Origin of the sequence: Mycobacteroides sp. PCS013, from assembly GCF_049532645.1 — a bacterium.
GTDB lineage: Bacteria > Actinomycetota > Actinomycetes > Mycobacteriales > Mycobacteriaceae > Mycobacterium > Mycobacterium gwanakae.
On sequence record NZ_CP150131.1, the window covers coordinates 1,884,760 to 1,905,115 of the forward strand.

Below are 20,356 nucleotides of genomic sequence, written 5' to 3' on the forward strand. Positions count from 1 at the left end.
AGATCAGCCCAACACACCCTGCCCGGCCCCGTCGATCACGCCCGCACGCGAAGTGTCCTTGAGCGACACGCCAGAACGGCCCAACCGGCGCGCGCCACGGACCAGACTCGCCGCGATGTGTGCGGCCTCCCGGTAACTGAGCCCGTCCGGCGGGTGGATATTGGAAATGCAGTTGCGGTCGGCGTCGGTACAACCCGGGCGCGGCAGATGCGTGAGATAGATGCCGAGGCTGTCGACAACGCTCAGGCCCGGGCGCTCGCCAATGATCACAATCAGCGTGCGGTACCGCCCCTGCGCGGCGATGTGATCGCCCAGCGCCACCCGGGACTGCGTGGCGATCACGGGTGCGGCCAGGCTATAGGAAACGCCAAGCTGCAGAACGAGTTCGCACAGCAGCGGGACGCCGTGGCGCATAAGGGCCGTGGGTGACAGACCATCGGCCAGCACGAAGCCGATATCGGCGCCTTCCCGCGGCACCGACGACAAGTCCGCCGGCAACCGCCCTAGGTCGGGTCTGCGTAAATACTCTGCGCGCGAACTCACTTGACTGGTGACCACCGCGGGTGTCCCCAGTCCGATACCACCGACTTCGGCGGTGAGACGCTCGGTGTCCAGGGGCACGTGGACCGCATCGCGGGCGGCCGCGTGCGCGGCGGCCAAGTCCAGCACATCCCGCGTGTGCAGCGCATTGCCCGCCCGGTCCAGACCAATCCGGGCCTGGGTGTTCACCCTCAGTTCTTTCCAAAACTTTTGGCGGGCAACATCACCTGTCGTCATCAGGCACCCGATGCCGTCAGCGCACGCAACGGCGAGCTCGTCACGTCAAAGGGGGTGATAGCGCCGGCTTCGTCGACCATTCCGATGGCACGCAGCCACTGTTCGAACTCGGGTGCCGGACGCAGGCCCAGCGTCCGGCGCGCTTGCAGGACATCATGAAACGACAGACTCTGGTAGCCGAGCATCACATCGTCGGCACCGGGAACAGTGATGACGAATGCCACCCCGGCCGCGGCAAGCAGGATCAGCAGTGTGTCCATATCGTTCTGATCTGCCTCTGCGTGGTTGGTGTAACAAACATCGACACCCATCGGCAGACCAAGCAGCTTGCCGCAGAAGTGGTCCTCCAATCCGGCGCGGATGATCTGCTTTCCGTCGTAGAGGTATTCCGGCCCGATGAATCCGACAACGGTGTTGACCAGGAATGGCTCCAGATCGCGGGCCACCGCGTAGGCGCGCGTTTCGAGGGTCTGCTGATCGACAGGTTTATCGCCGGTACCCAGGTGGGCCTGGGAGCTCAGCGCCGAACCCTGCCCGGTTTCGAGGTACATGACGTTGTCACCGACGGTCCCGCGCCGCAGCGCCCGGGTCGCATCGCGACCTTCACGCAGCAACGCAATGTTCACTCCGAAAGCAGAATTGGCGCCCTCGGTGCCGGCGATCGATTGGAACGTCAGATCTACCGGCGCGCCCCGCTCGATCAATCCGATGGTGGTGGTGATGTGTGACAGGACGCATGACTGGGTCGGAATGTCGTAGCGCGACCTGATGGAGTCCAGCAGATGAAGCAGCTCCGAGGTGGCTTCCGGCGAATCGGTCGCCGGGTTGATACCGATCACCGCGTCACCGCACCCCAGAAGCAGCCCATCGAGTACGGCTGCGGCGACACCCCGAGGATCGTCGGTGGGGTGATTCGGTTGTAGCCGGGTGGCCAGCGTGCCCACGCCACCGACCGTGGTGCGGAAAGCCGCGCTCACCCGCATCGCCGACCCGACCGCCACCAGGTCTTGATTGCGCATGATCTTGCTGACCGCCGCCGCCATCTCCGGGGTTACCCCGGCAGACACGGCAGCGATGCGCTGAGCGCCGTCGTCGTGGGAAGCACTCTGCAGCAACCAATCCCGAAAGCCGCCTACCGTCAGATGCGAGATGTCCGAGTAGGCGCCACGATCATGGCTGTCGATGATCAGCCGGGTTACCTCATCGGTTTCGTAGGGCACCATCGCTTCGTTGAGAAAAGTGTCGAGTGGCAGGTCCGCGAGAACCCATGCCGCGGCTGCCCGTTCGGCATCAGAATCCGCCGCGCAGCCGGCCAGCTGATCACCCGACCGCAGCGGCGTCGCCTTGGCCATCACGTCCACCAGCCCGTCGAAGGCGTAGCTGACTCCCGCGACCTGTTGCCGGTACTTCACGTGAGCTCGCTTTCAGCCTCCGCCAGCATCGCGAACTCCTCGTCGGGCGAATTCGCCACCAGACGGTGGCGGCTGTACAGCGCGAAATAGACCATGAATGCCGCGAACACCGCCAGGCACAAGCCCGCGGCGACCGGGTTGACCAGGAAGGTCGCGATGACCGCCAGCACCGCGATCGCCAAAGCAAAGCCAGTGGTGGCCACACCGCCCGGGGTACGGTACGGCCGCGGCATGTTGGGCTCGCGCACGCGAAGCACGATGTGGCTGAACATCATCAGCACATAGCTCAGGGCCGCACCGAAGACCGCCATGTTGAGCAGCAGGTCGCCATGCCCCGTCAACGACAGCGCGAACCCGATGACGCCGGGGACGATCAGCGCCAGCGTGGGGGCCTTCCGCGAATTGGTCACCGACAGCACCGTCGGGAGATAGCCCGCGCGCGAGAGCGCGAACAGCTGCCGTGAGTATGCGTAGATGATCGAGAAGAAGCTGGCGACGAGCCCGGCCAACCCGATGTAGTTGACCAGCTTGGCGGCTGTGCCATGGCCGAGCGCCTCGACCAGCGGATTGCCCGAGTCCGACATCTGTTCCGCGCCACCGGCCCCCGTGGTCAGCACCAGTGCGATCGCGCAGGTCACCAGCAGCACGCCAATCGCCGCGATAATCCCCCTCGGCACATTGCGTTCCGGATTGGCCGTCTCCTCCGCTGCCAGCGGTACACCCTCGACGGCAAGGAAGAACCAGATCGCGAACGGGATCGCCGCCCAGATACCCAGATATCCATGCGGCAGGAAACTAGAGGCCCCGGCCGCACCCGCATCGACCGCGATGTTGGTGAGATTGTGAACGTCGAACTGGCCGGCCGCCGCAACCGCGAAGATCAGCAGGCCCACCAAGGCGATCGCGGTGATCACGAACATCACCTTGAGCGCCTCGCCAACCCCGGATAGGTGGATCCCGATGAACAACGCATAGGCGGCCAGGTAAACCCACCATCCGTTGGTGATGCCGAACAGACCCAGCGATTGGACATACGCGCCGATGAAGGTGGCGATGGCGGCCGGAGCGATCGAGTATTCGATGAGAATTGCTGTGCCCGTGGCAAATCCGCCCCACGGACCGAGCGCACGGCGCGCGAAGGTGTAACCGCCGCCAGCCGTCGGCAGCGCCGACGAGAGTTCGGCCATCCCCAGCACCAGTGCCAGGTACATGCCGGCGATCACCACGGTGGCGATGGCCAGCCCACCGAAACCACCTTGGCCGAGGCCAAAGTTCCAGCCCGAATAGTCGCCGGACACCACGTAACTCACCCCGAGACCGGCCAGCAGCAGCCAGCCCGCGCTCCCCGATTTGAGTTGGCGCTTGCGCAGATAGTCCGCGCTTTCCAGATGCTCCTCGACGAGGCCGTGCTTGGTGGTCGCCATATCGTTTCCTTGCTCTCCACAGATCAATTCAGGTGAATGACTTCGCTTTCGGGTGATATCGCCGTGGCGTTGCTCAGAAGAAGCCCTGCGCCTTGGAGCTGTAGGACACCAACAGGTTCTTGGTCTGTTGGTAGTGATCCAGCATCATCTTGTGGTTCTCGCGGCCGATACCCGACCGTTTGTAGCCGCCGAAGGCGGCATGCGCGGGATACTGGTGATAGCAGTTGGTCCACACCCGGCCGGCCTTGATGTCACGCCCGGCGCGATAGGCGATATTGCCGTTGCGACTCCACACTCCGGCGCCCAGCCCGTACGGAGTGTCGTTGGCGATGGCGATGGCGTCGTCGTAGTCCGCGAAGGAGGTCACGGCCAGCACCGGCCCGAAGATCTCCTCCTGGAAGATCCGCATCGAGTTCGTGCCGGCGAAGACCGTGGGTGTCACGTAGTAACCGCCCGACAGATCGCCCCCGAGCTCGGCCCGCTCACCACCGGTAACCAGCCGTGCCCCTTCGGATTTGCCGATGTCGATGTACGACATGATCTTTTCGAGCTGTTCGTGGGAGGCCTGCGCCCCCATCATCGTCTCGGTGTCCAGCGGATCACCCTGGCGGATGGCCTTGGTACGGATGGCGGCCAGCTCCAGGAACTCATCGAAGATGTCGGCCTGTATCAGGCTCCGCGAAGGACAGGTGCACACCTCACCCTGGTTGAACGCGAACATCGTGAACCCTTCCAGGGCCTTGTCCTGGAAATCGTCACCGGCGACCATCACGTCGGAGAAGAAGAGGTTGGGGCTCTTGCCACCGAGCTCCAGGGTGACCGGAATCAGGTTCTGGCTGGCGTACTGCATGATCAGCCGGCCGGTGCTGGTTTCGCCGGTGAAGGCTATCTTGGCGATCCGGCTGCTGGATGCCAGTGGCTTACCCGCCTCCACCCCGAACCCGTTGACGATGTTCACCACACCGGGAGGCAGAAGATCACCGATGAGAGAGAACAGGTACAGGATGGATGCCGGGGTTTGTTCGGCGGGCTTGAGCACCACCGTGTTGCCCGCGGCGATGGCCGGGGCGAGTTTCCAACTCGCCATCAGCAGCGGGAAGTTCCACGGGATGATCTGCCCGACCACGCCGAGGGGCTCGTGGAAGTGGTAGGCGACAGTGTCCTCGTCGATCTGCGAGAGTGAACCCTCTTGCGCCCTAAGGACACCGGCGAAGTACCGGAAATGATCGATGGCCAACGGGATGTCTGCGTTCAGGGTTTCCCGGACGGGCTTGCCGTTGTCCCACGACTCGGCCACGGCGATGGACTGCAGGTTGGATTCCATCCGGTCGGCAATCCTGTTGAGGACGAGCGCACGATCGGCCGGCGAGGTCTTACCCCAGCCCGGAGCCGCGGCGTGTGCGGCATCGAGAGCGTTCTCCACATCCGCCTCACCGGAACGCGGTATCTCGCAGAACACCTCCCCCGTCACCGGCGTGCGATTCTCGAAGTACCGGCCCTCGGCCGGGGGAACCCATTGCCCACCAATGAAATTCTCGTAGCGGGATGCGAAAGTCATCAGCGATCCCGGCGCACCCGGGCGGGCGTAAACAGTCACGGCGTTCTCCTACCTTCAAGACATCACATGTGTCGGTGATCACTGAAGGTAGGTTTTGGCCCGTTGCAGCACGGTTGCAACTTTCGGCCAGCAGTGGCGGTGCTCAGGCGAGCTCGGAGTCCAACGCAATGAGGTGGCCGCGCGCTGCGGAGCGGCCGACAACGCCCGCACCATGATGATCGTGCAGCGCCTGCCATCCCTGGCGGTCATCGCGCGCCTCCGGCAGGTCGAGCCAACGGCGCAGCAGCTGCAGATCACCGTCGGCAAGCACAGCGCCGCGAAGACTGGTGCTCAGCTCCAGGCGCAGCCGCGCAACGGCCGGCGCCGCCGAACGCGGCAACAGCTGGCCCGAGTAGTGGTCCATCGCCCTGGCGATATCTCCGGATCGAAGCGCGGCGAAAACATCACCCATATCGCTTCCCACCTGTTCGAGCAGCCGGTACGGGCGGGACCCGATCAACTCGTCCCCCACGATGCGCCGCAATCGCGACATTTCGGCCCGGATGGTGACGACGTCGAGATCATTTTCGTCGAGCAGTATCGCCAGATGGTCGGCGCTCAGACCCTCCGGGTGGCGCAGCAATAGCGCCATAATCTCGGCATGGCGACCGGACAGCCGGCGCTGTCCTCCGTCGGTGCGCAAAATCGGGCGGTCAGCGCCGAGCAGCGTCACACGCGGTTCGGCATCACTTTCCGGCTGGCCCCGCCGCGGGTAGTTCAGGGCGATGAAATGCTCAACGGCGACTGCCGTCGCACGGACCAAGGCCAGCGTCTGGGCCGATGCAACGGCCGAACCGCCGGTGAGATCGATGCTTCCCAGGGGCTCACCGGTCAGCGGGTCGTGTATCGGCACCGCGGTGCATGACCATGGCCGGACCAGCCTGCAGAAATGCTCGCTGCCACGGATCTGCACCTCCCGATCCAGGGCAAGGGCGGTACCGGGGGCGTTCGTGCCCACGGCCCGCTCGCTCCAGTCGGCACCGGGCACGAAGTTCATCGACGCCGCCTTGCGGCTCGCGCCCGCGTCGCCTTCCACCCACAGCAGTGCGCCGTCAGCAGCGGTAACCCCGACAAGTACGCCCGAGTCCGTGGCATGGTCCACGAGCAGACGACGGATGACGGGCAGCGCGCCGGCCAGCGGATGGCTGCTGCGCAGCTCGGTCAGGCTCCGTGCGGCGGCCGCCTCGCCGGGACCACGGTCGGGATCGACGCCGGTCGCCAGACTCCGCTGCCAGCTTTCGGTGACGAGGCGCGGCAGCGGTATCGATTCCAGATACGAACCGTCTACCTGGCCCGCCACAAAGAGGTCGTGCGCGTTACGTACGGACGCCAGCGACGCCCGAACACCCCCGCGGCGCGCGGTAGTTCTCGTAGTCGCCACGTTCTCCAAGCTCTCTGCCCTGGCCATATTCGCAGGCACGGTCGGTATTGCCACGATACGTGGACATCGCCGCCAGGACCGGAAACTGAGTGAGATGGCCGTCCGGCCCGCTCATGACCGGCTAGGCCGTGGACGGCTCCGTGTACTTGACGACCAACCCGCGCAGCGCGTCCATCGCGTCGACGGCCCGCTGTTTGTCGATGGCCTGAATCGCCATCAACGGCTCGTATTCGTAGTCGTCCAGGTCCAGCCGTGCCCACTGCGCACCGGCGGGAAATGAGACTCCGACCACCTCGGACCACGGGATGAGTTTGGGACCCAGCACATTACGTACCTCGATCCCCACCGCACCGGCACGTACCCGCGGACGCGCGAACATGAGGACCACACCCGCGATGACAAAGCCCACCAACGCGATACCGATCTGGTCGGAGGTCTTGAAGATCACCCCACTATTGGGCGAGATCTTGAGCAGCACCCCCACCGCGACATGCGCGGCCGCGATGATGAAGGCGGCGGCGTACACAAAGTACGGCGAGAGATGCGGTTTGAGGACGAGTTCCCATGCGTCGTCCCGTGGCGATTCGGTCACGCCTCGGTCCACGGCTGACGGAGCCGGCGCAGGGTCAGCGCGGTGTCGAGCGCGGCCGCCGCCGCCTGGGCGCCCTTGTCCTCGGAGGATTCCGGCAGACCGGCACGGTCGAGGGCCTGCTGCTCGTTGTTCACGGTCAGCACCCCGTTGGCCACCGGTGTGCTGGTATCCAGCGAGACACGGGTAAGCCCGGTAGTCACCGCGTCGCACACGTAGTTGAAATGCGGTGTCTCACCTTGGATTACGACCCCGAGCGCAACGACGGCGTCATGGGTACGGGCCAGCGCCTGCGCCACGACGGGTATCTCGATGGCGCCCAGAACCCGGACCACGGTCGGACGATCGATTCCCGCGTCAGCTGCTACCCGCTTGGCGCCCTCCAGCAGCGCGGTACAGATCTGGTCGTGCCAGGTGCTGGCCACTATCGCCAAGCTGAGACTCGATGCGTCACCGACCTTCAGTGACGGGATGCCTTCGCCGCTCACGCGCCGTCGGCCTCAGGATGATCGTCAAGATCCGCCAGGTCATGCCCCATCCGGTCCCGCTTGGTACGCAGGTATCGAATATTCTCCGAGTTGGCGCGCACCGGCAGGGGCACCCGCTCGATGATGTGCAGGCCGTACCCGTCCAACCCCACACGCTTGGCGGGATTGTTGGTCAGCAGGCGCATGGACTTCACCCCGAGGTCCACCAAAATCTGCGCGCCCAAACCGTAGTCACGCGCGTCGGCAGGCAAACCGAGCTTGAGGTTCGCATCCACGGTGTCCTCACCGGCGTCCTGCAATTGGTAGGCCTGCAGCTTGTGCATCAAGCCGATACCGCGCCCCTCGTGGCCGCGCATGTACAGCACGATCCCACGCCCCTCCTTGGCCACCATCTCCATTGCCGCGTCCAGCTGCGGACCGCAATCACAACGGCGAGAACCGAATACGTCACCGGTCAAACACTCAGAGTGCACCCGCACCAACACGTCATTGCCGTCGCCTTCGGGCCCCGAAATATCGCCCAGCACCAGTGCCACATGCTCGACGTCGTCGTAAATGCTCGTGTAGCCCACCGCACGGAACTCTCCGTGCTGAGTGGGAATCCGCGCCTCAGCGATCCGCTCCACATGCTTCTCGTGCTTGCGGCGCCACTCGATCAGGTCCGCGATCGATACCAGGGCAAGGTTGTGTTCGTCGGCGAAGACCCGCAGTTCCTCGGTTTGGGCCATCGCGCCCTCGTCTTTTTGGCTGACGATCTCGCAGATCACCGCGGCGGGCCGTAGCCCCGCCAGCTTCGCCAGATCCACCGAGGCCTCGGTGTGGCCCGGACGCCGCAGCACCCCACCATCCTTGGCGCGCAACGGAACAACGTGACCCGGCTTCGTGAAGTCATCGGGTGCGCTCGTCGCATCGGCCAGCAGCCTCATTGTCGCCGCGCGATCAGACGCCGAAATCCCGGTCCCGATACCATTTTTCGCGTCGACGGTGACCGTGTACGCGGTGCCGTGCTTGTCCTGATTCACCGCGTATTGAGGCAACAGTCCGAGGCGATCGCAATCCTCCCCGGCCAGCGGCACGCAGAGGTAGCCCGACGTGTATCGCACCATGAACGCCACCAACTCCGGGGTGGCCTTCTCCGCGGCGAAAATCAGATCGCCTTCGTTCTCCCGATCCTCATCGTCGACGACGACGATGGCCTTACCGGCGGCGATATCGGCGACAGCGCGTTCGATGCTGTCCAACCTGGTCATGGGGACCACTCTCGTTAGGGGCGTGTGGGGCATGTTAATTATGAACCACCGCAAATCGAACGATTCGAGCGCTGTTCACTCAGCGGAACCGGGAAGCTAAGAACGGTGCTCGAGCAGGCGTTCCACGTACTTGGCGATGACATCCACTTCGAGGTTCACCGGCGTCCCGACCTCGGCAGATCCGAGCGTCGTCAACCCCAACGTGGTCGGAATCAGCGACACCTCGAACCAATCCGGCCCCAGCGCCGACACCGTCAGAGACACCCCGTCCACGGTGATCGAGCCCTTTTCGACGACGTACCTGGCCACCTGCGCGGGCAGTGAGACGCGCACCACTTCCCAGTTCTCCGACGGAGTGCGAAGGAGCACGTTCCCGGTGCCGTCGACATGCCCCTGCACGATGTGCCCACCGAGTCGGCTGTTGACCGCGGCCGCGCGCTCAAGATTGACCTTCGTGCCGGTCCCGATCTTGTCCAGACTCGAGCGCGACAGCGTTTCCCCCATGACATCGGTGGTGAAGACCCCTCCGGGGCGCACCTCGACCACCGTCAGGCAGACGCCGTTGACGGCTATCGAGTCGCCATGTTTCGCGTCCTCGACAACCAGCGGACCGAGCACAGTGAGGCGGGCAGAGTCGCCGAGATCCTCCCTGCCCAGGACCTCGCCAAGCTCTTCAACGATTCCAGTGAACATGGAACCAGACTAGGACGGCCGCGCAGGGCTAAGCGTGCGTCCCCGCCAGCGCGCAGGCCATCTGAACGTTATGCGCGTCGGTATTCAGGTCGTTGGCCTTCCCGTTGACACCGTCGACCGGCGCCCGGACACCCATGAGGATCATGAGCTTGTTGGCGTTTGTCGCCCACGAACGCATCGGATCGGCGATCGCCGGATCCAGCTCCGGAGTATTTGCCGCCTCATTGGCGAAAGAGGCGGCTTCACGGAGCGCGGCCCGTCCCGTACCGTTGCTGGACGAGACGTACACGTCGCTGTAATTGCCCTCCATACCGGCCAGGTTGTCGGCAAAATCAGAGTAGTTGGTGGCGGCGTAATCAAGTGCCGTCGCGAATTTGGCACACGCCTCGATCGCCGCCGGAGTGGCGCTATCGGAGGTAGGCGCGGGCGCGGACGCCATGGCGGGTCCGGGCGCTACCACGGTCTGCTGCGCGGGTTGTTCCGACGGATCCGGCTGATCGGGCTCCGCATACGCCGACGGCACAACCGTCAGCCCCATGCCGATCGCAACCAGCGTGGGCACAACCGCCTTGCGACACAGATGTAGTGACCTCATCGATTCCTCTCCAGATTCTCTGGTGCCGTGACCGTACCGGGAATTCCATAAGACGTCGCGTTAGGGCGGCACCGATATTCGATGGTGAGTTGCGGAATTGTCACAAGTGTGAACGAAAGTTGAACAACCGTTATACGGCGCGAAATTCGACTGACCGTTGAAAAGTGTGCTGGATACCCCTACGGGGTAGTCCCAAACGGCCACCGCGAAACGGTAACGACACCAGTGGTTTTCGTCACAATCGCCGAGGCAGAAGGCTTTTCGCGTTTCAAATCATCGCGGTTGGAATGGTGTGTACCGACGTACGAAATGGATAGACATTGGGCGATAACTGTTGTCCGTCCATTAACCGTTTAGCAATCCGGCACCCTGAACATTCGTCGGGACAGCTTCCTCACAGAAGTCATGGACATCACCACACAATGAGAGGCGCCACCGCACCATGCTGAAAAGTCTTGTCACTCTGACTGCTGTATGCGCGCTCGCCGCGACGGCGCCCCTCGCCCTGGCCGAACCCGGTGATGATCCGGCGCCCGTGCAGCCGGTGGCCGATGCACCACCTCCCCCGCCCGTCGACGATGGCTTCATGCAGTCGGCAGAGCCGGGCACCCTATCCACCCCAGACGGCTGGATCCTGGCCGTCGCCGCCAAGGATGAAACCATCCTGCCAGTAGCGCCCCTCACAACGGCGCTGTCCTCCCGCGAGTACCTGGTGGGCGGCACCTTCATCGGTGGCGTCAAGGGCTCCGGCAAGACCAAGCTGGCCGGTGGAACGTTGGAGGCCGGATACCAGATCGGCTGCGGTATCACCGGTGGCCCGGTGGAGCTGATGGGTGGCGTCAGCCTCCAGCCCTCTATCAGCATGGCGGGTGTCCCCTCGGCCAGCGCCGGTGTCGTCGGCCAGATCAAGGTCGGCCTGAGGCCCGGCACGGTGACCATCGTTCCGGTGAACAAGAAGTCCTTCGAGGGCACTACCTCACGCACCACCATTACAGGCTTCCGCATCAAGATCGACGGCTGCGTCGGACAGTCCTTCATCCGGTCGTACGCAACCTTCACCAGCTCAACCGAAAACACCGATGACGTGGTCACCTACATGGGTGTCACCAAGGCCGTCTGACGTTGATGACCGAAACTCACTCAGCCGCCCCACCACAAAAGACCACGAGAGGCCCCATTCCCATGCTCAAGAGTCTCGTCACCCTGACTGCCGTGTGCGCGCTCGCGGCGTCGGCGCCGTTCGCCCTGGCGGACCCGTCCGATGACCCACCACCCGTGCAGCCCGTCGCTGACGCCCCGCCGCCGCCCGCCGACGGCCCCCCGCCGGACAACGGCGTCGTCGGCTCGGAAGATCCGGGCATCGTCAAGACCCCCGACGGCTGGACCCTGACCGTCGGCGCCAAGGACGAGACCCAGCTGCCCATCCCGCCGCTGACCACCGCCACCTCGTCGCGCGAATATCTCGCCGGTGGCACGTTCACCGGCTCGGCCAAGGGCGGCGGCAGCACCAAGCTGTCCGGCGGCACGCTGGAAGCCGGCTACCAGATCGGCTGCGGCATCAGCCTGAACACCGTCAAGCTGAATGGCTCCATCGGTCTGAACGTCGGTTTGACCACCGGCGGCATCGGCAGCCTCGGCCTGCCCATTCAGGGCCAGATCGAGGTGCACCCCCAGCCCGGTGAGGTCATCAACGTCTCGGTCGACAAGAAGAAGTACAAGGGCAGCGAAGTGCGCATCACCCTCAAGGACGTGCACATCAAGATCGACGGTTGCATCGGCCAGTCGTTCCTGCGTTCGTACGCCGTGCTGACCAGCTCGTCAAAGGACAACGACGATATCGTCGCCTACTACGGCGTCACGAAGACCGTCTAGTTCAGACCGTCCGATCAAGTCCAGCGCAGAGGAGACGCAGCCATGAAAAACCCCGATCGTCCGTCCATCGTGAAGATCGGGGTGGCTGCGGCTCTTGCCGCCAGTGCGCTGTTCTCCTCCGCGGCAACCGCCGGAGCCGATCCCGGGGCGCCAGACCCGGCTCCGGCGCCCGCCCCTGCGGCGCCTCCCGGCCCTCCGGAGCCGCCACCGCCGTCGCAGATCGGCAATCCGCTCGCCCTGTCCGGCACCGAACAGGGCCCCGGTGGCATACCCACCAACCTGGCGATCGTGGGTAATCCCAATCTGATCGGCCAGAATCCGGCACCGGCAGCACCCGCGGCACCGGGTGTCGAGACTCCCGTCGTCACCCCGAACACGAGGGCGCTGAACAACGAGTACCTGTTGCCACAGAACCTCAAACCCGCAGAGCCCGGCAAGGGCGAGATCTACGGGGTGAACCCCGGCGAAGAGAAGGCCGATATCTCCGGCGGTGACTATCTGGGCAGGCTCGTTCGGGGCGTTCAGGACGGTCAGTGGCGAGGCGGCATCGTGGGCCGCGGAACCAAGGAATCGCTCAACCAGCCGCTACCCGGTACCGCCCCGCCTCCCGGAACACGCATTCCCGGTTTGGGTGACGACTCGCAGGGCCCCGCACCCGAGCAGTGGCACTGGACCCCGCCCGAGGCGCCCGAAGGCGCTGCTCCCGCGCCGGGGGCGCCGCCGGCACCTGCCGCCGCGCCAGCACCTGCCGCGCCTGCGCCTCCCGCGTAACTATCGCCGAAGCGCCTTGCGCGCCAGATAGTTTCCAAAAAACTGCGCCGCCTGGACCAGCGCGATGATGATGACGGTCGATACGATTGTCACCTGCCAGTTGAAACGCTGATATCCCTGCACGATCGCGAAATCGCCTAAACCGCCACCTCCCACCAAACCTGCCATCGCGGACATGTCCACAATCCCGATGAGCACAAAGGTGTAGCCGAGTATCAACGGCCCGAGCGCTTCCGGCACCAGCAGCGTCAGGATGATCCGCAACGGCCCGGCACCGACTGCGCGCGCCGCCTCGATGACCCCGGGGTCGATGGTCACCAGGTTCTGTTCGACAATGCGGGCAATCGCGAAAGACGCCGCGACGATCATCACGAACACCACCGCCGTGGTGCCGATGGTCGTCCCCACCACCCCAAGTGTGATCGGTCCGAGTGCGGCGATCAGCACCACGAACGGTATGGGTCGGACGATGTTCACCACTACGTTGAGCAGCGTATGCAGCACCCGGTTCTGCAACAGCCCACCGGATCTGGTGGTGTACAGCAGCACTCCCAAGCCCAGACCGATGACACCGCCCACCACGAGGGTGATCGACACCATGTACAGGGTGTCGCCAAAGGCTTCGAACAATTGCGGGCGCAACCGCTCCCAATTCGTCGTCATCGCCTCACCTGCTGGATGGTCGTCACTGCGGACAAGTCCGAAATAATCTGCGCCACTTGACTATCAGGCCCCTCAAGCTCGAGTGTGAGATTGCCGAAGGAGCGCGACTGAAGAGTGGTGATACCTCCGTAGACCACCTCGAAACGCACCCCGAGCTCGGTGGCACGCGCCAGCGCCGCTCCTATCTGGACACCCTCGCTGATCTCCACTGAGACGATGCTTCCCTTGTGCCGCTGAGCTATTCGAGTGACATCCGCGGCGCTCGGCGTGTTCTGCAGAACCGTGCCGACGAAGCGTTTACCCGCCTCACTCTGCGGAGTCGAGAAAACGTCGAAAACGGTGCCGGACTCGACGACCCTGCCATCGGCGAGAACCGCGACACGATCGGCCACCGTACGCACCACGTCCATCTCATGGGTGATCACCACGATGGTGACCCCGAACTCGTCGTTCACCGTGCGCAGCAGTTGCAGCACATCGCCGGTGGTCTCGGGATCCAAAGCGCTGGTGGCCTCGTCGGCCAGCAGGATCGACGGCGATGTCGCGAGTGCGCGCGCAATCCCGACACGTTGTTTCTGCCCACCGGAAAGCTGATCCGGATAGCTCTTGGCCTTCTCACCCAAGCCGACGAACTCCAGCAGCTCGGCGACCCGCGCGGCGCGCTTCTCGGCCGTCCACCCGGCCACCCGCAGCGGGTAGGCGATGTTTCCCGCCACGGTCCGGGACCGAAAGAGATTGAACTGCTGAAAGATCATGCCCACATCGGTGCGCAGACTGCGCAATTCGCGCTCTCCGAGGGCACTGACCTCGGCTCCGTCCACCACGACCCGACCAGAGCTGGGTCGCTCCAGTCCGTTGATGAGACGTACCAGGGTGCTCTTCCCCGCCCCCGAGTAACCGATCATGGCGAACACGTCGCCCGCGTCGATGTCCAGCGACACGTCATCGACGGCGGTGACCGTCTTCTTGCCCACCCGAAACGTCTTGCTGACGTTCTCGAACCGGATGAGCGGCGCCGCTCCCGTCATTTCTCGGCGCGGATCTGCTGCTCGATCCTCGCCAGAATCGACGCGCAGTCCTGGCCACTCTTTGTCACGGTCAATTGAGTTCCCTTGCTCTCCTTGGCGTATGCCTCGGTGACGGCCGGGGAATGGAAGACATCGACGAGTTTCTGATAGGTCGGATTGTCCTTCTCCTCATCGCGCGCAACGATGACGTTGATGTACGGCTCGGCGCCCGGGCTGGCCGGGTCATCGGCGTAGAGCGCGCTCTTGGGGTCGATATTCGACTGCGCCAGATAGGTGTTGTTGATGACGGCGCCATCGGTCGACTTGAGAGACAATGCCGTCTGCGCTGCGTCCACCAGCGTCACGGTGACCCTGGAGGCTCCCTTGTCGATATCGGCCACACTCGGTGTCGTACGGCCGCCCTTGAGCGCGATGAGCCCGGCCGCCTTCAACACGAACAGCGCGCGCGCCTGGTTGGGCGGGTCGTTGGGAATCGCGATCTGTCCGCCTTGTGGAATGTCCGCGATCAGCTTGTGCTTCTGCGAATAGAGTCCGAGCGGCACGATATAGGTGGCACCGACCGGCGCAAGATTCGCGTTATCGGCAACGTTGTATTCACCCAGGAAACGAAGGTGCTGGAATAGATTCACATCGATCTGTTTTTGGGTGAGTGCCACATTGGGCTGGCTGTAGTCGGTGAAGTTGGTGGTGACGAGTTTGATTCCCGCCTTCCCCGCTTCCTCGACAAAGACGTCCCACGAGTCTTTACCCGCCTCTGTGGTACCGATACGCACGATGTTTCCCCCACGATCGTCGCTCGCGGAGCACCCTACAGTCCCCATGGCTATCGCGACGGCTGCGAGAGCAATGGCAATGCGCTTCATGTCTACCTTCCAAAATTCAGTGTGATCACAATGGTTGACATTGTGGAATTTCTGAAGGCTCAGCAAATTTAATAATGGCCCCAGAACGGCGCCACAGTACCAGAATAGAAAACGCAATGCGCCCTGTACGAACGCGAAATGAGCCGGCGAAGCCTAGGCCGCGGCGGGCACCGGGTCGACCGGCGGCGGGGTGGGCATGGCAGGCAGCGGTGGACCGCCGTTACCCGGCCCGGCAGCCGGGATCTGCGCCACCAACTGCGACTGCATCTGTGCGGATATCGCCGACCAGGACATGGCCGCGGGCTTTCCACCCCACCGCAGCGAGTAGATGCCGACCAGCAATGCCTGGCCGGGCTGGGTGATGGTGTACACCGGACCACCCGAATCACCGTGTTGCCCACCGACATCCGTCATGGTGAACCAGCCGTTGTTGATCGCATCGACCTTGCCGCACGTCTCGCCCGACACCGAGCCCATCAGACACACCGGGAGCCCGGGTTCGGGGCCCGCGTTCTGGGTCATGCGCAGCGCAACCCCGTTGGGCAGGTTGCTGCTCAGCTCGACCCCGGGCGCGAACGTGATGCCCTCATAGTCCGAGACGACGTCGCCGGGGCCGATCGCTCCGCCTGTTGGCAGGTTCCGGCTCATCAGCAGCACCTCGCCGACACGGTTCCCTCCCAGATCGGTGACCGCTCCGGTGGCGTTGCAATGTCCCGCCGTCAGACCGATTCGCGATATCGGATCGACGTAGCCGAGCGTGCAACGGCTATCCCCCTGGACAATCGACATGCCCGGGAAAGCGACAATCTTGGGCGGAGTTTCCGAGGCTGGATCGGCGAATGAAAGCGCAGGTGAAGCAACGAGAATGCCGGCGGCAGCGGCGACCGTGGACATGCCACATGCCAGTGCTCTGCTCACGTTTTTCACCACAACCAGCCCTCGGTTGACAATCCCGCCCTGCAAATGAGCATGGCGTCGGATTGCTGGGGTGTCAATTTCATCGCCAGCAACGTCGTCGTGTCGCGAGCCTCCCAGTGGTCGCGGTCAGCCTCTACGATCGGTCCCATGCGCAACCGCATCCGACTCGCCCTTATCCCCGTAGCCGTCGCCGCCATCGCCCTGGCCGGCTGCTCCAAGACCGAGAAGGCCGACCCCAGCCTGCCCGAGGCCGCCACGCTGCTCAGCGAATCGGCGGCCACCACCAAGACCCAGACCAGCACGCACATCGTGCTCAAGGTCACCGGCGACAAGCCGACCCTCAAGCTGTCGGACCTGACCGGCGATCTGACCACCGCACCCGCCGTGGCCGCCAAGGGCACCGCCAAGACCGGGGGGCTGGAACTGCCGTTCGTCGTGGTCGACGGCGAGCTGTTCGCGCAGCTCGGCAGCGCGTACTCCAGCATGGGACCGGTCAAGGACATCTACGACATCGGGCTGATTCTCGACCCCAACAAGGGGCTGGCCAACCTGCTGGCCAACATCACCGATGCCAAGTCCCAAAAGGTCGAGACCATCGACGGTGTCGATTCGGTTCTCGTGACCGGAACGATGAACAAGGACGCCCTGAACACCTTCACCGGCGGCACCACGCTCACCGCCGACATTCCGGCCAAGGCGTGGATCCAGAAGGACGACAAGCACCTGCTGACCAAGATCAGCGTCGACACCTCGCCGGGTAACACCATCGAGATGTCGTTGTCCGACTGGGGCAAGCCGGTCACGGTCGACAAGCCCGCCCTGTGACGCACACAGCGACGGAGGAGCCCGGTACCTCCCTACCCCTGCGGCATCGCAGCATCGCCATCGGCGCCGGAAGCCTGGCGGTGCTCCTGGGCGCCCTGGACACCTACGTCGTAGTCAGTGTCTTCACCGACATCATGACTACCGTCGGCATCGCGCTGAACAACATCCAGCAGGTCACTCCGATCGTCACGGGTTACCTACTCGGATATATCGCGGCGATGCCGCTGCTGGGACAGGCCTCCGACCGATTCGGCCGTCGTCTCATCCTGCAGCTGGCGCTGGCGGGCTTCGCGATCGGTTCGATCGTCACGGCGCTGTCTACCGACCTGACGATGCTGGTCACGGGCCGCATCATTCAGGGTGTGGCCAGTGGCGCGCTGCTTCCGGTCACGCTGGCTCTGGGCGCCGATCTGTGGGCGCAACGCAATCGCGCGACAGTTCTCGGCGGTATCGGTGCCGCCCAGGAACTGGGCAGCGTGCTCGGCCCCCTGTACGGCGTGCTGTGCGTATGGCTGTTCGGCCACTGGACCGCCATCTTCTGGGTCAACGTGCCGTTGGCGATCATCGCCATCGTGTTGGTCCAGTTCAGCGTGCCCGCGCACCAGCACGACCCGAATCGGCCGAAGGTGGACGTCGTCGGGGGCGCACTGCTGGCCGCCGCATTGGCGCTGCTGGTGGTGGGCTTGTACAGCCCCGATCCGAAAGTCTCGGCACTACCCGAGTGGGCTCTGCCGGTTCTGATCGGATCTGGGGTCGCATTCCTGGCGTTCATCCTCTGGGAATCGCGGGCCAAAACCCGGCTGATCAAGCCAGAAGGCGTGCGGTTCGGCCCGTTCTTCGCGGCGTTGGCCGCGTCCCTGGCCGCCGGTGCGGCGTTGATGGTGACACTGGTCAACATCGAGCTGCTCGGGCAGGGAGTGCTGCAGATGAACAAGGCCGACGCGGTCTTCCTGTTGTCCCGCTTCCTTGTCGCACTGCCGATTGGGGCGGTGATCGGTGGCTGGCTCGCGACCCGATTCGGCGATCGGATCATCGCCGTCATCGGCCTGCTCATCGCCGCGTTCGGGTACTACCTGATCTCCGGTTGGCCGGTAGATGTGTTGGATGCCGTGCACAACTTCGGGCTCTTCACGCTGCCCCGGCTCGACACCGACCTGGTGGTCGCCGGTGTGGGTCTGGGCCTGGTGATCGGACCGCTGTCATCCGCGGCTCTCCGCGTTGTGCCCGCCGCTCAGCACGGCATCGCCTCGGCGCTCGTGGTGGTGGCTCGAATGACGGGCATGCTCATCGGCATGGCTGCCCTCGGCGGTTGGGGTATTCACCGCTTCTACCAGAACTTCGATGCGCTGGCCGCCAAGGAACCCAAGCCGACCGGAAAGCCGAATTTCATGGAGCTACAAATGCGGCTCCTGAACCGCAGCATCACCGCCTACAGCGAGATGTACAGCGAGATGTTCGCGATCACGGCAATCGTCTGTGTGATCGGCGCGGTGATCGCGCTGTTCATCGGTTCACACCGCAAGGCGGGGAACGAGGCTCAGTAGCACGTCGGGTCCCATGCGTTCGATCTGGTCGTACTCCCAGTGCAGCGCGCGTGACAGGGTGGTGACGCCCACGTCCTCCACGGCGGGGACGTTGCCACCCAACAGCATTGGGGCGAGGTAGGCCAGGATTCGGTCCACCAGGCCGGCACGCAGGAAGGCCCCGGCCAACGTCGGTCCACCCTCCAGGAAGATGTCGGTTCGGTCCGCCAGCGCCGCAAGCACCTCGGCCGGGTCGTGGGTGCGTATCACCATGGTGTGCGAGTCGTCGTTCAATACCTTTGCATCCGAGGAGACCTCGCGCATACCGATGACGACGCGCAGCGGCTGGTGGGGAAACAACACGTTCTCGGGCGTGCGGGCGGTGAGCTGCGGATCGTCGGCGAAGACGGTGCCAGTACCCACGAGAACGGCATCGGCGAACGCGCGGCGCCGGTGCACGTCGGCGCGGGACTGCTCGCTGGTGATCCACTGACTGGTGCCGTCATTGGCGGCGCTGCGCCCGTCGACACTGGCGCCGTACTTCCAGGTGACGTGGGGACGACCGGTACGTTGTTTGTACAACCATTCGCGCAGCGTTCCTGCCGAGACCAGTTCTGTGCCCACACCATCGATGACGTCGATACCCAGCGCACGCAAGCGCTCCGCTCCCCCGGCCGCCTGTGGATTTGGATCGGCGACGGCGTAGATGACACGTGAAATACCCGCAGCTGCAAGCGCATCCACGCAGGGGCCGGTTCTTCCCTGGTGATTGCACGGCTCCAGGGTCACGACGGCGGTGCCGCCTGCCGCGGCATCACCGGCCTGGCGCAGCGCCACCACCTCTGCGTGTTCCTGTCCGGGCGGACGGGTGCCGCCGACCCCGGCGACCACTCCCGCCGCATCCAGGATCACCGCCCCGACGGGCGGGTTCGGATAGGTACTGCCCTTGACTTCCTCGGCGGCCCGGATCGCCAGATCCATGGCGGCATCGAGGCCAATCGGGTTGGTCATATCAGCGGGCCAAATGTGCTGCCGCCCTGGCAGCTTGCTCACGCAAAGCCCGCACCGCCGCTTGGGGGTCTTGCGCCCCGTACACGGCCGAACCAGCCACGAAACAGTCGACACCGGCCTCAGCGGCCTGCTCGATGGTGTCGGCATTGATGCCGCCGTCGATCTCCACGAGCACCGTCAGTTCACCGGAATCGACGAGCTTACGCACCGTGCGCACCTTGTCGAGCACGCCCGCGATAAAGGATTGTCCGCCGAATCCCGGTTCCACCGACATCACCAGCAGCGTGTCAAAGTCCTTGAGCACCTCCAGATATGGGTCCAGAGGCGTGCCCGGCTTGATGCTGAGACCAGCCTTGGCACCCGCGGCCCGAATGTCACGGGCGACGGCGATGGGATTATCCGTGGCCTCGGCGTGGAAGGTCACATTGTGCGCCCCCGCCTCGGCGTATCCGGGCGCCCACCGGTCAGGATTGTCGATCATCAGATGGCAGTCGATTGGGATATCGGTTGCGGCCAGCAGGCTGTCGACGACGGGGAGACCCAGTGTCAGATTGGGTACAAAGTGCCCATCCATGACGTCCACATGCAGCCAGTCGGCTCCTTCCACTGCCGCCATCTCATCGGCGAGACGTGCGAAATCGGCGGACAGGATCGACGGGGCGATCATGGGAGCGCG

The 20,356-nt window shown here is 64.4% G+C and carries 21 protein-coding genes; 5 read left to right on the forward strand and 16 right to left on the reverse strand.

What is annotated here, in order from left to right:
* Positions 1-3: 3 nt before the first annotated feature.
* The 10 genes from eutC to RHO23_RS09250 form a co-directional block, all read right to left on the reverse strand.
* A complete protein-coding gene (gene eutC, locus RHO23_RS09205; RefSeq protein WP_423488953.1) occupies positions 4-777 on the reverse strand; it encodes an ethanolamine ammonia-lyase subunit EutC in 774 nt (257 codons plus the stop codon).
* Positions 777-2,189 carry an ethanolamine ammonia-lyase subunit EutB gene (locus RHO23_RS09210; protein WP_423488954.1) on the reverse strand — a complete coding sequence of 471 codons (1,413 nt, stop codon included), beginning with the start codon at positions 2,187-2,189 and terminating at the stop codon, positions 777-779. The genes eutC and RHO23_RS09210 overlap by 1 nt, the downstream gene beginning before the upstream one ends.
* Positions 2,186-3,613: an ethanolamine permease gene (gene eat, locus RHO23_RS09215; RefSeq protein ID WP_423488955.1), complete on the reverse strand. Its 1,428-nt coding sequence runs from the start codon at positions 3,611-3,613 to the stop codon at positions 2,186-2,188. The genes RHO23_RS09210 and eat overlap by 4 nt, the downstream gene beginning before the upstream one ends.
* Before the next feature lie 73 nt (positions 3,614-3,686).
* Positions 3,687-5,210 (reverse strand): aldehyde dehydrogenase family protein, encoded by a 1,524-nt coding sequence (locus RHO23_RS09220; RefSeq protein WP_423488956.1) that lies wholly within the window; start codon positions 5,208-5,210, stop codon positions 3,687-3,689.
* 103 nt (positions 5,211-5,313) lie between these two features.
* Positions 5,314-6,591, reverse strand: coding sequence for a transcriptional regulator (locus RHO23_RS09225; RefSeq protein WP_423488957.1), 1,278 nt, complete (start codon positions 6,589-6,591; stop codon positions 5,314-5,316).
* A gap of 121 nt (positions 6,592-6,712) precedes the next feature.
* Positions 6,713-7,183 (reverse strand): PH domain-containing protein, encoded by a 471-nt coding sequence (locus RHO23_RS09230; protein WP_070920158.1) that lies wholly within the window; start codon positions 7,181-7,183, stop codon positions 6,713-6,715.
* Entirely contained in the window at positions 7,180-7,668 is a 489-nt protein-coding gene (gene ribH, locus RHO23_RS09235; RefSeq protein WP_030093515.1) for a 6,7-dimethyl-8-ribityllumazine synthase, read from the reverse strand. The genes RHO23_RS09230 and ribH overlap by 4 nt, the downstream gene beginning before the upstream one ends.
* A complete protein-coding gene (locus RHO23_RS09240; protein WP_030093516.1) occupies positions 7,665-8,918 on the reverse strand; it encodes a bifunctional 3,4-dihydroxy-2-butanone-4-phosphate synthase/GTP cyclohydrolase II in 1,254 nt (417 codons plus the stop codon). The genes ribH and RHO23_RS09240 overlap by 4 nt, the downstream gene beginning before the upstream one ends.
* A 96-nt stretch (positions 8,919-9,014) precedes the next feature.
* Positions 9,015-9,611: a riboflavin synthase gene (locus tag RHO23_RS09245; RefSeq protein WP_030093517.1), complete on the reverse strand. Its 597-nt coding sequence runs from the start codon at positions 9,609-9,611 to the stop codon at positions 9,015-9,017.
* A 28-nt stretch (positions 9,612-9,639) separates the two neighbouring features.
* Positions 9,640-10,206 (reverse strand): hypothetical protein, encoded by a 567-nt coding sequence (locus RHO23_RS09250; protein ID WP_423488958.1) that lies wholly within the window; start codon positions 10,204-10,206, stop codon positions 9,640-9,642.
* Positions 10,207-10,648: 442 nt separating this feature from the next.
* On the opposite strand from RHO23_RS09250, the gene RHO23_RS09255 reads away from it, so the two are divergent.
* From RHO23_RS09255 to RHO23_RS09265, 3 genes are all read left to right on the forward strand, one after another.
* Positions 10,649-11,326, forward strand: a complete 678-nt coding sequence (locus RHO23_RS09255) for an MspA family porin (protein ID WP_057965947.1) — start codon at positions 10,649-10,651, stop codon at positions 11,324-11,326.
* 62 nt (positions 11,327-11,388) lie between these two features.
* Positions 11,389-12,078, forward strand: coding sequence for an MspA family porin (locus RHO23_RS09260; RefSeq protein ID WP_064408980.1), 690 nt, complete (start codon positions 11,389-11,391; stop codon positions 12,076-12,078).
* Between the two features lie 42 nt (positions 12,079-12,120).
* Positions 12,121-12,849, forward strand: a complete 729-nt coding sequence (locus RHO23_RS09265; RefSeq protein WP_254383495.1) for a hypothetical protein — start codon at positions 12,121-12,123, stop codon at positions 12,847-12,849.
* Here the strand turns inward: RHO23_RS09265 and RHO23_RS09270 are convergent, their stop codons facing one another.
* From RHO23_RS09270 to RHO23_RS09285, 4 genes are all read right to left on the reverse strand, one after another.
* Complete coding sequence (locus RHO23_RS09270) at positions 12,850-13,512, reverse strand: methionine ABC transporter permease (protein WP_057967972.1); 663 nt, start codon at positions 13,510-13,512, stop codon at positions 12,850-12,852. It abuts the gene before it with no gap.
* Complete coding sequence (locus tag RHO23_RS09275; RefSeq protein ID WP_423488959.1) at positions 13,509-14,540, reverse strand: methionine ABC transporter ATP-binding protein; 1,032 nt, start codon at positions 14,538-14,540, stop codon at positions 13,509-13,511. The genes RHO23_RS09270 and RHO23_RS09275 overlap by 4 nt, the downstream gene beginning before the upstream one ends.
* Positions 14,537-15,403, reverse strand: coding sequence for a MetQ/NlpA family ABC transporter substrate-binding protein (locus RHO23_RS09280; RefSeq protein ID WP_030093524.1), 867 nt, complete (start codon positions 15,401-15,403; stop codon positions 14,537-14,539). The genes RHO23_RS09275 and RHO23_RS09280 overlap by 4 nt, the downstream gene beginning before the upstream one ends.
* A 153-nt stretch (positions 15,404-15,556) precedes the next feature.
* The gene (locus tag RHO23_RS09285; protein ID WP_064408983.1) at positions 15,557-16,297 is read right to left on the reverse strand and encodes a hypothetical protein; all 741 of its coding nucleotides are present in this window, start codon (positions 16,295-16,297) and stop codon (positions 15,557-15,559) included.
* Positions 16,298-16,468: 171 nt separating this feature from the next.
* Here RHO23_RS09285 and RHO23_RS09290 point away from each other — a divergent pair, with 171 nt between their 5' ends.
* The gene (locus tag RHO23_RS09290) at positions 16,469-17,146 is read left to right on the forward strand and encodes an LppX_LprAFG lipoprotein (RefSeq protein ID WP_423488960.1); all 678 of its coding nucleotides are present in this window, start codon (positions 16,469-16,471) and stop codon (positions 17,144-17,146) included.
* Positions 17,143-18,690: an MFS transporter gene (locus tag RHO23_RS09295; protein WP_057967970.1), complete on the forward strand. Its 1,548-nt coding sequence runs from the start codon at positions 17,143-17,145 to the stop codon at positions 18,688-18,690. The genes RHO23_RS09290 and RHO23_RS09295 overlap by 4 nt, the downstream gene beginning before the upstream one ends.
* On the opposite strand, the gene ribD is transcribed toward RHO23_RS09295, so the two are convergent.
* Together ribD and rpe are read right to left on the reverse strand one after the other, a co-directional pair.
* Entirely contained in the window at positions 18,658-19,680 is a 1,023-nt protein-coding gene (gene ribD, locus RHO23_RS09300; RefSeq protein ID WP_217339422.1) for a bifunctional diaminohydroxyphosphoribosylaminopyrimidine deaminase/5-amino-6-(5-phosphoribosylamino)uracil reductase RibD, read from the reverse strand. The genes RHO23_RS09295 and ribD overlap by 33 nt on opposite strands.
* A gap of 1 nt (position 19,681) precedes the next feature.
* Positions 19,682-20,347 carry a ribulose-phosphate 3-epimerase gene (rpe, locus tag RHO23_RS09305; protein WP_030093529.1) on the reverse strand — a complete coding sequence of 222 codons (666 nt, stop codon included), beginning with the start codon at positions 20,345-20,347 and terminating at the stop codon, positions 19,682-19,684.
* Positions 20,348-20,356: the final 9 nt, after the last annotated feature.